Source organism: Nocardia brasiliensis IFM 10847 (assembly GCF_000710915.1).
GTDB classification, from domain to species: Bacteria; Actinomycetota; Actinomycetes; order Mycobacteriales; family Mycobacteriaceae; genus Nocardia; species Nocardia brasiliensis_A.
Window position 1 is genome coordinate 24,663 of the sequence record NZ_BAUA01000193.1, and the last position, 14,377, is coordinate 39,039.

Below are 14,377 nucleotides of genomic sequence, written 5' to 3' on the forward strand. Positions count from 1 at the left end.
CACACACGAGCAGAAGGAAATCCGCGATGGGTTCGTTCAATGTAGGCGACTGGATGACGACACTCGGCCAGGGCTTCGCCTGGGTGGTGTCGATGCTGGTGTCCGGCGCGACCGCCGGCTCGTCCTGATCAGCTGGCTTGCTCCCCGGCCGGGTAGGCACGGAAGCCACGCACCAGAGCGCCGGTCGGCGGGCTGCTGGTGGTGGCGCGGACCGGATGCTGCGGTAAGAGCAGTCCCTGGTCATGGTCCAGGAGGCGGCGTTCCAGGTCGCGCAGCGCGGGCCCGGGTTCGACGCCGATCTCGTCGCGCAGCAGCTGCCGCACCTTGCGCAGCTGTGCCAGGGCGTCGGCCTGCCTGCCGCTGCGGAACAGACCGAGCGCCAGCAGTTCCCATCGTCGTTCGCGGTACGGCGTCTGGATGACCGCTTCGCTCAACGCCGCGACGGCGGCGGCGGTATCGCCGCACGCCAGCCGGGCCGCCTGCAGCTCTTCGACCGCGAGCTCCCGGAGTTCGTTCAACTTCGTTCGAGCACCGAGTAATTCGGGCGAGTCGCCGAGTTCGGTCCACGGTTGTCCGCGCCACAGCGCGAGACCGCCGGTCAGTGTGGTCACCGCCTTTTCGGCGTGACCGTCCAGCAGCGCGCGCACACCCGCGCCGACCAGCGTGGCGAACTGTCCCTGATCGGTGCACTCCGGTGGCAGCGCGAGCCGGTAGCCGCACCGATCGAGCACGAGGACCCGGCCGGCCGGCGGTCCGAGGGCGGCACGCAAGCGATGCACCACGACGCGCACATTGGGGCTGGGTCGACCGTGCGGGACACGCCCCCACAGGTACCCGGCCAGCACGTCGTTCGGCACCGAGGCGCCGCCCGCGAACGAGAGCGCCGCCAACAGTTGACGCGGCCGTGGGCCGGGCAGGTCGACCGGCACGCCGTCGACTTCGATCTCGACCGGTCCGAGGACCCGGCACACGACCGGGTGGCCGTGACCGAGCGTGCCGGCCACCCCGCGATCAACCCGCTCCAGGCTGTCCAAGTTTCCTCCGCACAGTGCGCCGTCCAGGTGACAGCTCCCCAGTTAAGTACGGACCACCTGCGGAAACATCACCCTGCATGCCGATGTTTTTCCCCGCCCCCTCGGTTAAAGTAAAGAAGGACAGACGGTGATAGCCGGGTCAGTTACCGCTCCAAGTGTGTGCACGGTTGGTCCGGCGCGGAGGCTGTGCGGTCGGCTCAGCCCCTGATCGCGCCGGACCTGTTGGCGTGGCGGGGATTGGTGGCTAGGAGATGACGCTGCGCAGTTTCGCCGCGTAGGTGTCGACGCGGCGCTGCTCCTGCGCGATGCGTTCCTTCGAATGGTGGGTCTCGATGCTGAGGCGGCCCTCGAACGTGCTCACGATGGCCGCACCACCCTGCGGCTGCTCCGGCGGCGGGGGTGTGCCCGCAGGGGGAGCAGCCGTCACTGTCGATCGGAAGTCGGTGATACGCAACCCTTCCGGGGCGGCGAGCGCAGGCACTCGACCCCAGTTGGAGACGATCATCATGCCGGGCAGTTGCGGGGGCCCGGCTGCAATCTGGTCAGGGATATGCAGCGGTGTCTGCTGTACGGTCCCGTCGGCGAGTGCGGTGTGCAAGCCCGCGCAGATGTCCTTGGCGAGTTCGACCAGGTCGGTGGTGTCCCCGGTGGGGTGGTAGTCGGCGAACCCGAGCAGGTTGGTGCCTTCGGTTCGGCCTACCGTCGGCGTGAGTCTGGTGCGCAGATCTACGGGGTAGACGTAGGCGATCTCGTTCAAGGGCAGATTCCGAATTTCGGCCTCGGTCAACAGGATTGCCGCCGAGACCAAGCCGTTGATCGTCACCCCGGTCCGGTGCCCCAGCTCGACCAGGGCCGCGGTCTGCGCCTCGGACAGCAGGCACCGCGACGAATCCGGCACGGTCTGCCGGATCTCCTGCGCATCCGGCTCGGCGGCGGGCGAGGCCAGGGGCGGTTCGGTGGGCGTGACGGTGCGATCCTCGGCGCTCGGCAGCTCCCGCTTCTCGATGCCGCGCGCGGCAAGCACCTCTTCGATGGATATCGGATAGCCGTGCACGGGCCGCATCGGCGTCTGCCCGGACACCAATTCCGTGTAGCACGACCATAATTCGGCCAGCACGGCCAGCGAGTGATACGCGTCGGCGATGCTGTGATGGGTCAGCAAGGTCACGCTCGCGGTGTCGCCGGCGCGGGTCACGCACACCGCGCTCAACGCCTCGCCCTGATCGAGTTTCTGATCGATCATCGGGCGGCCGGGATCGCCCTCGACGACCGAGATCGCCGGAGCGGCGCCGGCCCCGGCGATGAGCGCGTAGCCGCCGTCGCCGGTCGGCTCCAGCCGTGCCCCGAGCACCGGGTAGGTCCGCACCACCACCTCGTAGGCCGCGGACAATGCCGCGAGATCCAGCCGGCCCGTCACCTGAACCGCGTACCCCACGTAAACACCGATCCATGCGAACATCTGCTCGCTCGGCGCCAGCGGACGAACAACCGTAGACGTGGTCATAGAGCTCCCCTTCACCTAGACGACTAGCGTGCCCAACGGACGATCGAAGCCCCCACACGCACGCCGGAGCAACCAGTTCTCCGGCCGTCGCCCACCCTCCACGTCCCGCGTTTCAGCAGCGTCTCAGTGGTGTTTCGCAGTCAGGGAACCAGCTGTACCGGGAGGCTGAGCAGGCCGTGTGAGCGCCAGGACTGCCGGTAGACGAGGTCGCTCTCCGCAACAGCGAGTCGGGCCCGAGGGTAGCGGGCGAAGAATCCCGGGACGACGGCGTCGATGATCAGGTCCGCGGCTTGTGCGCCGAGACAGTAGTGCGGACCCCGGCCGAACAGCAGACTCGGGCGGTCGCCGCGGGCGGGATCGGCGTCCGCGCCGAACAACGACAGCAGGACGGTGTCGCCCTTCGGGATCGTGGTCTCGCGCACGACGAGATCGGTGACCGCGAACCGGCGGAAGGCGAACGGCATCGGATTGGCTTGCTCGATGAGCTTGCTGCGTCGTGCCTGCCAGTCTGCGGTCGCTGTGCTCCCCGACCCTGAGATCAGCAGTGCGGTGATGATGTTCGCGCACGAGTGCACCGCGTTCTCCATGCCCGCCATCATCATGAGGAATGCCAGCGATACGAGTTCGTCCGGTGTCAGTGATCCGTCGTCGTCGCCGGCGCGGATCCAACCGCTGATCAGGTCGTCGCCGGGCGCTGCGCGTTTCGTGTCGATCAGCGCGGCGAAGGTGGCGGTCAGCCAGCCGATGGCCTTCTTCAGCCGCAGCGCGGACTCCGGCGACGCGGTATCGGCGGTGAACATCGCTGTCGCCGCGTCGCGAAGGTCCGGGTAGAGGTCGGCAGGTACGCCGAGGAGGTCGCCGATGACAATCGCCGGCACCGGTGCGCACAGACGGTCGAGCAGATCGACTGCGGTACTGTCATTTTCGGGTAACGACGCGAAGACGTCCGCTGCGATGCGGTCCACCGCGCTGCGGAGCCTATCCGCGGATCGGCGGGAAAACGCAGGTGCCGCAAGCTTTCTGATGCGGAAGTGCTGATCGCCGTCCATGTTCAGTAGATTGCGGTCCAGCGCGGGCGGCAGAGCGAAACCGGTATAGCCGTCCAATGCGTGCTGCTTGTCCACGCTGAGCCGTGGATCGGCCAGCAACGTCGATACCTCGTCGTATCCAGCAATGACCCAAACTTTGTGCCCACCAGGGATTTCCATGCGCCGCACGGCCCCTTGCCAGCTCGTGTGCTCAGCCCACCGTGTTCTGGCCGCTGCGCCGATCACCGCGGTTTCCATCATCACCCACACCTCACTGCCGCTCGTGCTTGCAGGATATGGGACGCCGCCGTGGAAGCCGCTTCGGCATCGGTGAATTACGCGACGTCGATCTGGGACTGCGTGCTCAGATGTCTGCCGAGGAGGTGGACGCGTAGTCGTTGCTCCGCGGTCGTCTCCTCGGGGTGGTGGATCTCGATGCTCAGCCGGTCGTCGAAGGTGCTGATGATGATCGTCCCGCTCGGCTGCTGTAATCGATGCCCGGTCTTGTCCGGCTTCGCGACCATGAGGGTGCGGAAGTCGTTGACGTACAGGTCTTTCGGAAGGAGGGGGCGCTCTATGCGGCCCCAGTTGGTGGCCAGCACGATGCCGGGGGATCGCGGGGCGGGACCGGACGCGATATCGGGGATGTGCAGTGGGGTCTGCTGCACGTGTCCGGTGGCCAGTCCGGCGTGCAGGGCATCGCTGATCGCGCACGCCAGGCCGACCATGGTGGTCGCGCCCGCGGGGGGAACGAAATCGGCGAAGCCCAGCACGTTGGAGCCTTCAGTGCTGCCGATGGTGGGGGTGACGCGGCTGCGCAGGTCGACGGAGTAGGTGTAGGTGAGTTCGTGCAGCGGCAGCCCGCGTATCTCGGCCTCGGTGAGCAGAATCGCGGCGGAGGCCAGGCCGTTGATCGTGGTTCCTGCGCGGTGCGCGAGGTCGGTGAGTGCGGCGGTGTCTTGTTTCGACAGGCGGCAACGGGCCGTCAAGGGAATCAGGTACGGGGCGTCGTCCACGGGGAGTGCGACGCTGTGCGCGGTGTCGTGTACGAACGGCCGTAGCGGTGCGGACGGGTCCGAGAACTTCTCGATCCCCCGGCACAGCAGCAGATTCTCGACCGCTTCCGGATAGCCGTGCATCGGCAGCGCGGGTTCGCGTCCGTGGCACGCCTCGGCGTAGCAGGACCAGAGATCCGCGAGCACCGCGAGCGAATGACAGGCGTCCGCGACGCTGTGATGCGTCACCAGTGTCACGCCCGCCTGGTCACCGTCCAGAACGACGCACAGCGCGGCCAGTGCACTGCGCTGATCCAGCTGCGCGCCGGTGAGCAATCGTTCCGGATCTCCCTGGGAGACAGTCAATTGTGTTGTGTTACCTAATGCTTCGACCAGAATATGGCGTTTTCCGTCCGGCGCCAGACGTGCCCCGAGCGCGGGGTACGCGCGGAGAACGGTGTCGAAGGCTACCGACAGTGCGGTTAGATTCAGCCGACCGGAAAGCCGCATCGAATAGCCGACGACGACTTCACTGCTCGCGAAGATCTCTTCGCTCGGTGCCAACGGCCGGATGACGGTAGCCGTGGTCATGTCGAAATCCCTCCACAGGAGACTGCCCCATCGAGGCTAGCTCTAAGGCCGGGCACACCACGGTCTTTCGGAATCATCGCCTCTGTGATGTATCGCCCGTACCGAACATGCTGTTTCCGGTTGTGGCCACAACGAGACCTGCATCGATGATCAGCCACTGCCCGCACACACACCGCAGGTAGCGGACGGTGCCGTGCGAGGACACCAGTGCAGGCGCCGGCCAGGAACATGCGGGGCAGGTTACGTCCATGAGTCCAGCCTGATGTAATGGTCTAGTGCATTTCAACCCTTACGGCGGCGCGGCCGCCGAGCTGGCGGCGCGGCTGGTGAACGCCGGCCCGGATCAAGATCTGCGGCAGTTGCTGGCCGACGCGGATTACAAACCGCTCGGCCCGGTGACCGCCGCGCAGGCCGCGGAACTGCGCCGATGGGTCCACGAACTCGACGCGATGTTCGATCACCCCACCGTGCGCCGGCTCAACGCCCTGCTCGCCAAAACCACAAGTCAGCCCTATATTTCGACGCACGACGAGCGCCCGCCGCACCTGCATTTCGCGCGGGAGACCGCCCCGGTCGACGAGCGGGTCAAGGCCTACACAGCGGTCGGTCTCGCCGCGCTGTTCTGCGACGATCCCACGCGGATGGGCCGCTGCGCCCGCGTGGGCTGCGACAAGGTCTTCGTCGACACCTCGCGCAACGGCAGGCGGCGCTTCTGCTCTACTCGCTGCTCGACACGGGTGCACGTGGCCGAGCATCGCTCCCGTCGGGCGGGCTGAAAGCGCGCTGGCCTCGGCCTTTGCCCTGCGGGCAGGCAGGCCGCGTGCATGACGACGTCTCGTCGCCATCTTCTGCAATTGCAGATGTCTGTACCGACGCGAACCGAACGGTCTGAGCGCGGTTGCGGGCGTGGGGCTTTCGGCGCACCCACAGTGGGCCGGAAAACTCTGTCCGGAAATGCGGTCAGGCAAGCGGCCACCTCATTTGTGACGACATTCGTCGCAGCACTTTGCACTTGCAGATGTCGCTTTCATTTCCCGATCGGCGCGAAACCGAGTGCTTGTGGCGGAAAAGAGATCTCGTAATAGTTTGCGAATTGTCAACAGGCCTTTACCGCTGTGACCGTTCGCGCCGTGGTTTTCTGCCGATGGAACCGCTGTTCCGGCGCGTCGTGCGGCAACTCTCGATGGCCGAAATCGGCAGCGGTTCCGGGCCTGCCGAGCGACTAGAATGGCAGTAGAGCCTGGGCCCGGTGTCTGTTGGTGACGGTGTCCGGCGATCATGTCGACGCTGTGTCGCCACATTCTGTACTTGCAAACGTCGTTCTCGTCAGGGCCTGCCCGCTGCGGCCGCGCGGCTCAGTAGGCTTTGTCCGCCGCTACTATCCGACCGGATTCGATTGCGGCAAGCAAGGTTTGGTGGTCGGAGGCGGTCTGGTCGGCGTAGCCGAGGGCGAAGTCGATCATGGCGCGGTCGAAGGCATCGCTGGTGCCGAGGTATGCGGCGATCGCGACTCGATCACCGGAGCGGGCGTGCGCCCGGGCGAGCGTATGGCCGCAGAGCGCGGAGTAATCGCGCAGATATCGACGCGACATCTCCTCGATCGTCGCCGAACCCTTCATATCGCGGAGTTGGCGGCAGTAGTAGTGCCTGCCGTCCGAACCGGCCGCCCAGCCGAGGAAGATATCGCTCGCGGCCTGGATGAGCCGCTGCCCGTGCACCACACGGTGCCCTTGGTTACGGAACTTGCTCGGCGCGGTGTGCCGCGCGAGCACCGACTCCTGTGCCTCCTTCACCTGCAGGAACAGCGGACTGCGGCTTTCTCGTCCGGCCAGCAGCGCGACGAAGCAGCGGGTGCCGACACTGCCCACACCGACGACTTTGACTGCCACGTCCAGCATTTCGTGCCGATCGAGCAGTACCCGCCGTTCCTCCACCAGGGTGCGCCGGAAGTCCGCGAACACGCGCCCTACCGTGTCGGCGTCGACCTGCTCGATCGGGGTCAACAGCGGTGGCCGATGCCGGATGCGCGGCACGCCGTCGGTGTCCGGCTCGGTCAGCTTCTCCAGCGCCTGGAGGTTGGTGCGGGCCCGCGCGTCGGCGAGGGCCTGCTCAACTCCTTTGCGCCGCTTCGGCTTCTGTGCGAGCGCGGCCAACTTGTCGGCGTCGATCATCTCGTACCAGACCGCCAGTTCGCCCAGGCCGGCCAAGCGGCCCATCGTCGCCCGGTAAGCCGAAGCCGCTGCCCCGACCGAGGTTTCGGCATCGGTGTCGGCAAAGCCGTTGGCGCGAGCCGCCACCGCGATACTTGCGGAGAGCCGCTTCACGTCCCACTCGAACGGGCCGGGGAGCGTCTCGTCGAAGTCGTTCAGATCGAACACCAGTGCGCGTTCCGGTGACGCGAACAACCCGAAATTCGACAGATGCGCGTCGCCGCACAATTGCACGGTCAGCCCGGTATTCGGCGTGGCCGCCAGATCCGCCGCCATGATCGCGGGCGCGCCACGCAGAAACGGAAACCGCCCGGCCGCCATGCGCGCATACCGGATAGGCACCAACTCAGGCACCCGGGTAGCGGCCTGCTGTTCCAGAATTGCCACCGGATCCGCCCGATTCGCGGGCGCCTCCCACACGCCCAGCGCCCGCCGTCCCACCCGCTTGCGCGCCTGCCGCCCCGCCGCACCCGCCAACGACTCCGCCATTCCCGAAGTCTCTCACCTCAACCGCAAACTTCCAGGCAACCCACGCCGCTGCCGATTTCGCTTCGTCCGTCCGGCCGGCGGGCCAGGGCGGTATCCGCCAGCGCCGCACCGTTTTCGGTTGCGCATCCGGCGTAGGTGATCAACAGTGGGGTGTCCGAGGTGGATGTGGCGACGGGAGGCCGGCATGGACCGCGTGGACGTGGTGGTGGTCGGTGCCGGATATGCGGGACTCAGCGCGGCGCGGGCGCTGCGAGCGGCCGGTCGGACCGTCGCCGTGCTGGAGGCGAGCGACCGCGCGGGTGGTCGGGCACTGAGTGCCCGGATCGACGGCGGTTGGGCCGTGGACCTCGGGGCGCAGTGGATCTCCGGCGGACACACCAGATTGGCGGCGCTCGCGCAGGAGTTCGAGGCCGAGACCTATCCCTCCCCGTCCGCCGGGGCGAATCTGCTGGTGGAAGGCGCGGTGCGGCGTCCGTTCCGGGGCACGCGCCCACCGCTGTCGCCGCTCGTGCTGCTCGTGCTGGGCCAGGCCATGTGGCGGATCGAGCGGCTCGCCGCCCGGATCGATCTCGCGCACCCGTGGACCACCCCCGGCGCCGACCGGCTCGACGCGATGACCGCGGCGACCTGGTTGCGCCGCAATCTGCCCGAACGCCGGGCCAGGCAACTCGCCGAGGTGATGATCGGCGAGGAACTGTGCGTCGATGTCGGCAGCGTCTCGATGCTCGCGCTGCTGACCACCATTCGCGCGGCCGGCGGTGTCGAGGCGGGCGTGACGGCGGAAACGGTCACCCGGCTCTTCGTCGAGGGCGCGGACGGTCCCGCCCTGTCGATCGCGGCGGAACTGGGCGACGCACTTCGGCTCCGTTCCGCGGTGAAGTCGATTCAGCAAGGGGTGCAGGGGGTTTCGGCGCGTGGTGAGTTCGGTGAGGTGGTGGCCGGGCATGCGATCGTCGCCGTGCCGCCGGTGCTGGCCGGGCGCATCGCCTACGACCCACCGTTGCCCGCCGCGCGCGACCAGCTGACGCAGCGCATGCCGATGGGTTCGGTGTTGAAGGCTTTCGCCGTCTACGAGCGCCCGTTCTGGCGTGACGAGTTCCTCACCGGTCAGGCCTTGAATCTGCACGACCCGGTCCCGGTCACGTTCGACGCCACCCGCCCCGGCGGACCAGGCTGCCTCGGTGCGCTCGTGCCCGGCCGGGCCGCGCATCGCCTCGCCGCACTGTCGGCGCCGGAGCGGCGCGGCATGATCGTCGGCTCCCTGGTACGAGCTTTCGGGCATCGCGCCCGCGATCCGATCGGCTGGCACGAGAAGGTCTGGGCCGACGACCCCTTCGTCCGCGGCGGCTACGGCGCTTTTTTCCCGCCCGGTGTGCTGACCACCGTGGGATCGGGGCTGCGACATCCGGTCGGTGCGATCCACTGGGCAAGCAGCGAGACGGCCACCGAGTGGTCGGGTTACATCGAAGGGGCCATTCGCTCCGGTGAGCGCGCGGCCGCGGAGATATCCGCCAGCCGATAGCAAATTCGGGCAATAACACCGAAGTGCCCGAAAGCTGCTGCATCAAGGGTTAAACATCGGTATTTGAGATCTGAATCGTAGACCGCTGACCAGCTTCGGTACAGACTTATTTGCACAACGTTTATGTATCACGGGCTTTTGTGGCAAATAAGTGCGTGCCGAGCGGGGGAAATGGCGGAACGTGATCTGCGTTATGTTGACTGAGATTCTGCCGAGGGCGAACCATGGACCGCATGACGCAGCTAGCAAATCTTCAGCAAAGGGGAGTTTCCCGCAAGAACTCGCCCGCGCTCGGGGCCGTGCTGCTGATGCTGTTCTCCGTCCTGGCGGCCGGTTGGGCCGGCGGGCCGGGAACAGCGGCCGCGGAGCCGACCGGGTGCACCACCGACACCTCGGTTACCAATGAGCTGACACTCCGGTGCGAACCCGGTGCGGGTGCAGGCGAACACGCCTTCATCCGCTGCCGCGACCTGCTCGGCATGCCGCACACCCATATCGGTCCGGCCATCGGTACCGAGGGTGGCTGGTCCACGGCCGTATGCGCCCCGTACGAAAACGGTCCGATCTGACCAAGCGGGATTTCCCGCAACACTTTTCGCGTCGATTGCCCGTGCACCGCTCGACCAGGGCCAGGACGCGTCTGACCAGGCACGCCCCCTAGGGCGCGTTCACGAGAGGCTTCAAGCTGATGCGTGTAGTCACGAAGGAACGTTCACGAGAGACCAAGGCATCCGGACGGCATCGAAAGGTCGTCCAACGCTCCAGGCGCGGCATGTACGCGGCCGCCACCTTCGCCTCCATGGCGACCGTCATGCTCGGCACCGGCCAGGCTGCCGCCGACGACTTCGGCATTCCGGGACTACCGCCGGGCATCGATCCCGGTGATCTCCAAGGCACGCTGCCTGCCGTGGGCGGCGAAATGGCAAGTCAGATGCTCGATCCCGGGCAGCAGGCCGCGCTGAACGACGCCATCGGCGTCGCGGGCACAGTCGGCGGTTACACGCCCGCGGCGGACGACATCAATGCCGCCATCGACGCGTTCCGCGGTGGCGGTGCGCCGCAACCCCTCTACTTCGGCCCCGGCATCGTGCCCGCGGTGGCCCCGACCGGAGCCGAAAACGCCCCGGGCACAGTAGCGGCGCCGATCGCCGATCTCGCCGCCACCGTCGCCCAGATCACCGGTGGCGGAATACCACTCGAACAACTGGCCTCCTGGGCGGACCAGACCTTCCCCAGCGGTCCGATGCGCGGGCCGGTCAACGACCTGCTCGTCTTCGTGGAACAGGCCACACAGCTGGCGGGCACGCGCCGCAGTACCGCGACACCGGCCATCGACGATCTGATCAGCCAGGCCAAGACGCTGTTCGGCTTCCCCAAAGACGGGCCCGACCCGGTCCAGGGGCTCCGTGACCTGTTGACCGGAACCACCGCCGGACAACAGGATCCAGCGACCCAGCAGCTGCCGCCCGGACTGCTCGCCGTCGCCGCACCGCTGCTCGGTCTGTTCGCGCCGCAGCTCGGCGGTATGACACCCGCCCTCGCGCTCATCGTGCCGCTGCTGGCCATGGCGTCGAATCCGGCCGCCGCGATCGGTGTGGTCTTCACCCAGCTGCGTGACGCCGTGCGCGGGATGGTCTCCGACGCCAGGCATCCGGCCGCGCTCGGGTTGCTCGCGTTGCCCGCGATCGCGCTGCTCGCCGTCGTGCCGCTGGCCATCGTCGGCGGACTCGGCTTGGCCGCCGTGCTCACCCTGGGCGCGGTGGTACTCGGCGCGATCCTGCTCGCGCCGTTGGTAATCGGCGCGCTGGTCGTGGGCGCGATCGTGCTCGCGGTCCTGGCGATACCGGTGCTGATCGTGCTCGCGGTGATCGCGATCCCGGTGCTGCTCATCGCGATCCCGGTCGCCATCGTCGCGTTCGCCGTCCTTGCGCCGGTCCTCCTGGTGGGTGGCATCGCCGCGATCGCGGTCGCCGCCGTCGCCGGAATCGCGCTCGCCGTACTGGCTTTGGCCGCGGGTCTGGTGTTCACCCTGGTCGGCTTCGTGGTGTTGACCGCCGCAGCGCTGCTCGCCTCGATCTTCGTGCCGTTCCTCGGCCTGATCGTGGCGCCGGTGCTGTTCACGGTCGCGCTCGCGTTCCTCGTCGTCGGACTGATCGGGACGGCGGCGGCGTTCTTCGGGGTGCTCGGGATCGCCGGATTGATCACTGCCGCACTGTTTGCCGGCGTAGGGCTGCTCTCGCTGCTCACACCGTTCGGGCTCATCGCACTGCCGATCCTGGCCGTGCTCGCGGTCGTCGCCGTCGTGCTGTTCGGTGCGGTCGCCGTCGCCGGTGGCGCGATCCTGGCGGTGGTCGCGCTGGCCGGTCTGCTGGTGCTTTCGGTGGCGGGTGGGGCCGCGGTGATCGTGCTCCTCGCGCTCGCCGTGGTGGCGACCGCCTTGCAGCTCGTGGCAGCCGCCCTGGTCTGGGCCGGACTCGCGGCCGCGGCAATTGCTTTCGCCGCACTCGGCGCCGTCGGTGTGGCGCTCGCGGTGGTCGGCGGATTGCTCGCCACGATCGCACTCGTGATCGCCGTGCCGATCCTCGGGCCGCTGCTGGCTCCGCTGCTGTTCCTCGGTCTGGTCGCGATTCCGGCGGCGATCGGGTTGACGATGCTGTTCGCCGGCTTCGGTCTGCTCGCGTTCGCGACGTTCGCCGTCAGCGCGGTGGCGCTGCTGGCGATCGCCGGTCTGGCCGCGTTCACCTTGCTCGCGACCGTGGTGTTCATGGTCACCATGCCGTACGCCATCCCGTTCATTCTGCTGGGCGCACTGGCCTTTTCGATCATCACGGGCGCGGGTATCGGCGTCGTCGCCGCGGCGTTCGTGGTGGCCACCTGGATCGGTGGCGGCGCGATCGTGCTCGGACTGCTCGCCTTCGCCCTCGCGGTGGTGGCGACCGTGTTCGCGGGTGGACTCGTGGTCTCGGCGCTGTCGTTCGTGCTGCTCGCACTCGGGGCGCTCGCGCTGATCGTGATCAATCCGCCGCTGGCGCTGATCGCGCTGCCGTTGCTCTTCGGTGGCGTGCTGCTCGGCACGCTCGCGACCCTCGGCACCGTGGCCGTGGTGAGCACGCTGCTCGGCGGGTTCGTCGCGGCGCTCGGGCTCGGGCTGGTCGCCGCCTGGATGTTCTTCGGCGTGCTGGCGCTGGGCACTTTCGTCGCCGTCACGGCGCTGTTCCCGCCGCTGCTGCTGATCTCGGTTCCGCTCGCGGCCGCGGCCTTCGTGGTAATGGCGGTGCTCGCGTTCGCGACCTTGCTGGTCGGCGGTGCCGGGCTGGGCGCGATCCTGTTGGCGGGCAACCTGATCGCCGCCGTGCTGGCGGTCGCCGCGGTACTGGCGACCGGCGCGGTGGGGTTGACCGGGTTCGTCCTGGCCGCGGTGCTCACGCTGCCGTTCCTGATCTTCGGGCCGTTCGCGGTGGTGGCTTCCACGGCGCTGTCGCCGGTCCTCGCGCTGGCGCTGTTGGCGGTGTGGTCGCCGATCCTGGTGGCGGGGTTGGCGATCGCGGCACTCGGCGTCGGCGTCGGTCTGTTCGGCCTCGTCGGGTTGCCGGTGCTGGCGCTGGTGATCGGAGCGGCGCTGGTGGCCATCACGACGGCGCTCGCGGCCACCCTGGTCGCGATCAGCCTCGTGCTCGACTTCGCCACCCTGGGCGTCGCCGCCGCTGTGCTTGCGCCGTTGGTCGCCTTGGCGGGTCTGGGTGCGCTTGCGTTGCTTGCGCTTCCGGTGTTGGCGTTGCTGGCGGTGCCGGTGCTCGGCCTGGCGGGTCTGGGTGCGCTTGCGTTGCTTGCGCTTCCGGTGTTGGCGTTGCTGGCGGTGCCGGTGCTCGGCCTGGCGGCGCTGGGTGCGCTTGCGCTGGTGGCGCTGCCAGTCCTGGCGGTGGTGGCGGTGCCGGTGCTGGCCTTGGCGGCGCTCGGAGTGCTTGCTGCCGTGGCGGTTCCGGTGATCGCCGTGCTCGCGCTTCCGGCGCTGGCACTGCTCGCCCTGGTCGCGTTGCCACTACTCGCCCTGGCCGGACTGGCCGCGCTCGGCGCGACCTTCGTGGCCGGCGCGGTGGCGGGCGCGACCGCTCTCGCCGTCGCGGTCCTCGGCGCACTCGCACTCGGCGCGCCGGTGGCGGCGTTGGCCGTCATCGCGGTGCTGGCCCTCGCGGCCGTCGGCGCGCTCGCGCTGCTTGCCCTGCCGGTCCTGCTGGTCGGCGGCGTGCTCACCGCCGCGATCGGCATCCCGCTGGCAGTAGTGGGTGCTCTCGCCCTACTGGCACTGCCCGCGGTCCTGATCGGCGGTCCGCTCGCCGGACTGGCCGCGCTGATCGGCATCCCGTTGGCGGCACTGGGCGCGGTCGTCCTCCCGGCGCTGCTGGTCGGCGGTGCGCTGCTCGGTGTGGCCGCAGTGGTGGGCATCCCGTTGGCGCTGGGCGCCCTCGCGGTACTCGCCCTACCGATCCTGGTCATCGGCGGCCTCATCGCTCTTGCCGCGCTGATCGGTGTCCCCCTTGCCGCAGTAGGCGTGCTTGCGCTGCTTGCCCTTCCAGTTCTGCTGGTGGGTGGTGCCCTCGCTGGTTTGGTTGCCCTGGTGGCTGTGCCGCTCGCTGCGGTCGGCGCGCTTGCGCTGCTCGCGCTTCCGGTCTTGCTGGCCGGTGGTGCGCTCGCGGGATTGGTTGCGCTGGTGGGGATTCCGCTTGCCGTGGTGGGTGCGCTCGCCCTGCTTGCACTTCCGGTCTTGTTGGCCGGTGGTGCGCTCGTGGGTCTGGCGGCGCTGGTGGGGATTCCGCTCGCGGTCGTGGGCGTGCTTGCTTTGCTGGCGCTTCCGGTGTTGTTGGCCGGAGGTGTGGTGGCGGCGCTGGTGGGGGTTCCGTTGGCCGCGCTCGGGTTGTTCGCGCTGATCGAGATTCCGAAGCTGCTGCTCGGTGGTGCGATCGCGGCCGCGGTGGCCGCGGCGCTGGCGCCGGCCGCCGCATTCGG

General features: G+C 68.4%; 9 protein-coding genes. 4 read left to right on the top strand and 5 right to left on the bottom strand.

Annotated elements, in window-relative coordinates; all coding sequences use genetic code 11:
- Positions 1-128: 128 nt before the first annotated feature.
- The 4 genes from NBRGI_RS44645 to NBRGI_RS38040 form a co-directional block, all read right to left on the bottom strand.
- Positions 129-1,034: an AfsR/SARP family transcriptional regulator gene (locus NBRGI_RS44645; protein ID WP_148311116.1), complete on the bottom strand. Its 906-nt coding sequence runs from the start codon at positions 1,032-1,034 to the stop codon at positions 129-131.
- A 244-nt stretch (positions 1,035-1,278) separates the two neighbouring features.
- A complete protein-coding gene (locus NBRGI_RS38030) occupies positions 1,279-2,538 on the bottom strand; it encodes a phthiocerol/phthiodiolone dimycocerosyl transferase family protein (protein ID WP_148311117.1) in 1,260 nt (419 codons plus the stop codon).
- Positions 2,539-2,678: 140 nt separating this feature from the next.
- Entirely contained in the window at positions 2,679-3,827 is a 1,149-nt protein-coding gene (locus tag NBRGI_RS38035) for a cytochrome P450 (RefSeq protein ID WP_029902345.1), read from the bottom strand.
- Between the two features lie 74 nt (positions 3,828-3,901).
- Positions 3,902-5,152: a phthiocerol/phthiodiolone dimycocerosyl transferase family protein gene (locus tag NBRGI_RS38040; RefSeq protein ID WP_051728351.1), complete on the bottom strand. Its 1,251-nt coding sequence runs from the start codon at positions 5,150-5,152 to the stop codon at positions 3,902-3,904.
- A gap of 275 nt (positions 5,153-5,427) precedes the next feature.
- On the opposite strand from NBRGI_RS38040, the gene NBRGI_RS38045 reads away from it, so the two are divergent.
- Complete coding sequence (locus NBRGI_RS38045) at positions 5,428-5,928, top strand: CGNR zinc finger domain-containing protein (RefSeq protein ID WP_029902349.1); 501 nt, start codon at positions 5,428-5,430, stop codon at positions 5,926-5,928.
- A 579-nt stretch (positions 5,929-6,507) separates the two neighbouring features.
- Here NBRGI_RS38045 and NBRGI_RS38055 read toward each other — a convergent pair.
- Positions 6,508-7,851 carry a DUF2252 domain-containing protein gene (locus NBRGI_RS38055; RefSeq protein ID WP_029902351.1) on the bottom strand — a complete coding sequence of 448 codons (1,344 nt, stop codon included), beginning with the start codon at positions 7,849-7,851 and terminating at the stop codon, positions 6,508-6,510.
- A gap of 184 nt (positions 7,852-8,035) precedes the next feature.
- Here NBRGI_RS38055 and NBRGI_RS38060 point away from each other — a divergent pair, with 184 nt between their 5' ends.
- The 3 genes from NBRGI_RS38060 to NBRGI_RS38070 form a co-directional block, all read left to right on the top strand.
- Entirely contained in the window at positions 8,036-9,373 is a 1,338-nt protein-coding gene (locus tag NBRGI_RS38060) for a flavin monoamine oxidase family protein (RefSeq protein WP_029902353.1), read from the top strand.
- A gap of 233 nt (positions 9,374-9,606) precedes the next feature.
- A complete protein-coding gene (locus NBRGI_RS38065; protein WP_228836221.1) occupies positions 9,607-9,942 on the top strand; it encodes a hypothetical protein in 336 nt (111 codons plus the stop codon).
- Positions 9,943-10,061: 119 nt separating this feature from the next.
- On the top strand, positions 10,062-14,377 hold a 4,316-nt coding region (locus NBRGI_RS38070), incomplete at its 3' end, for a hypothetical protein (protein ID WP_148311118.1).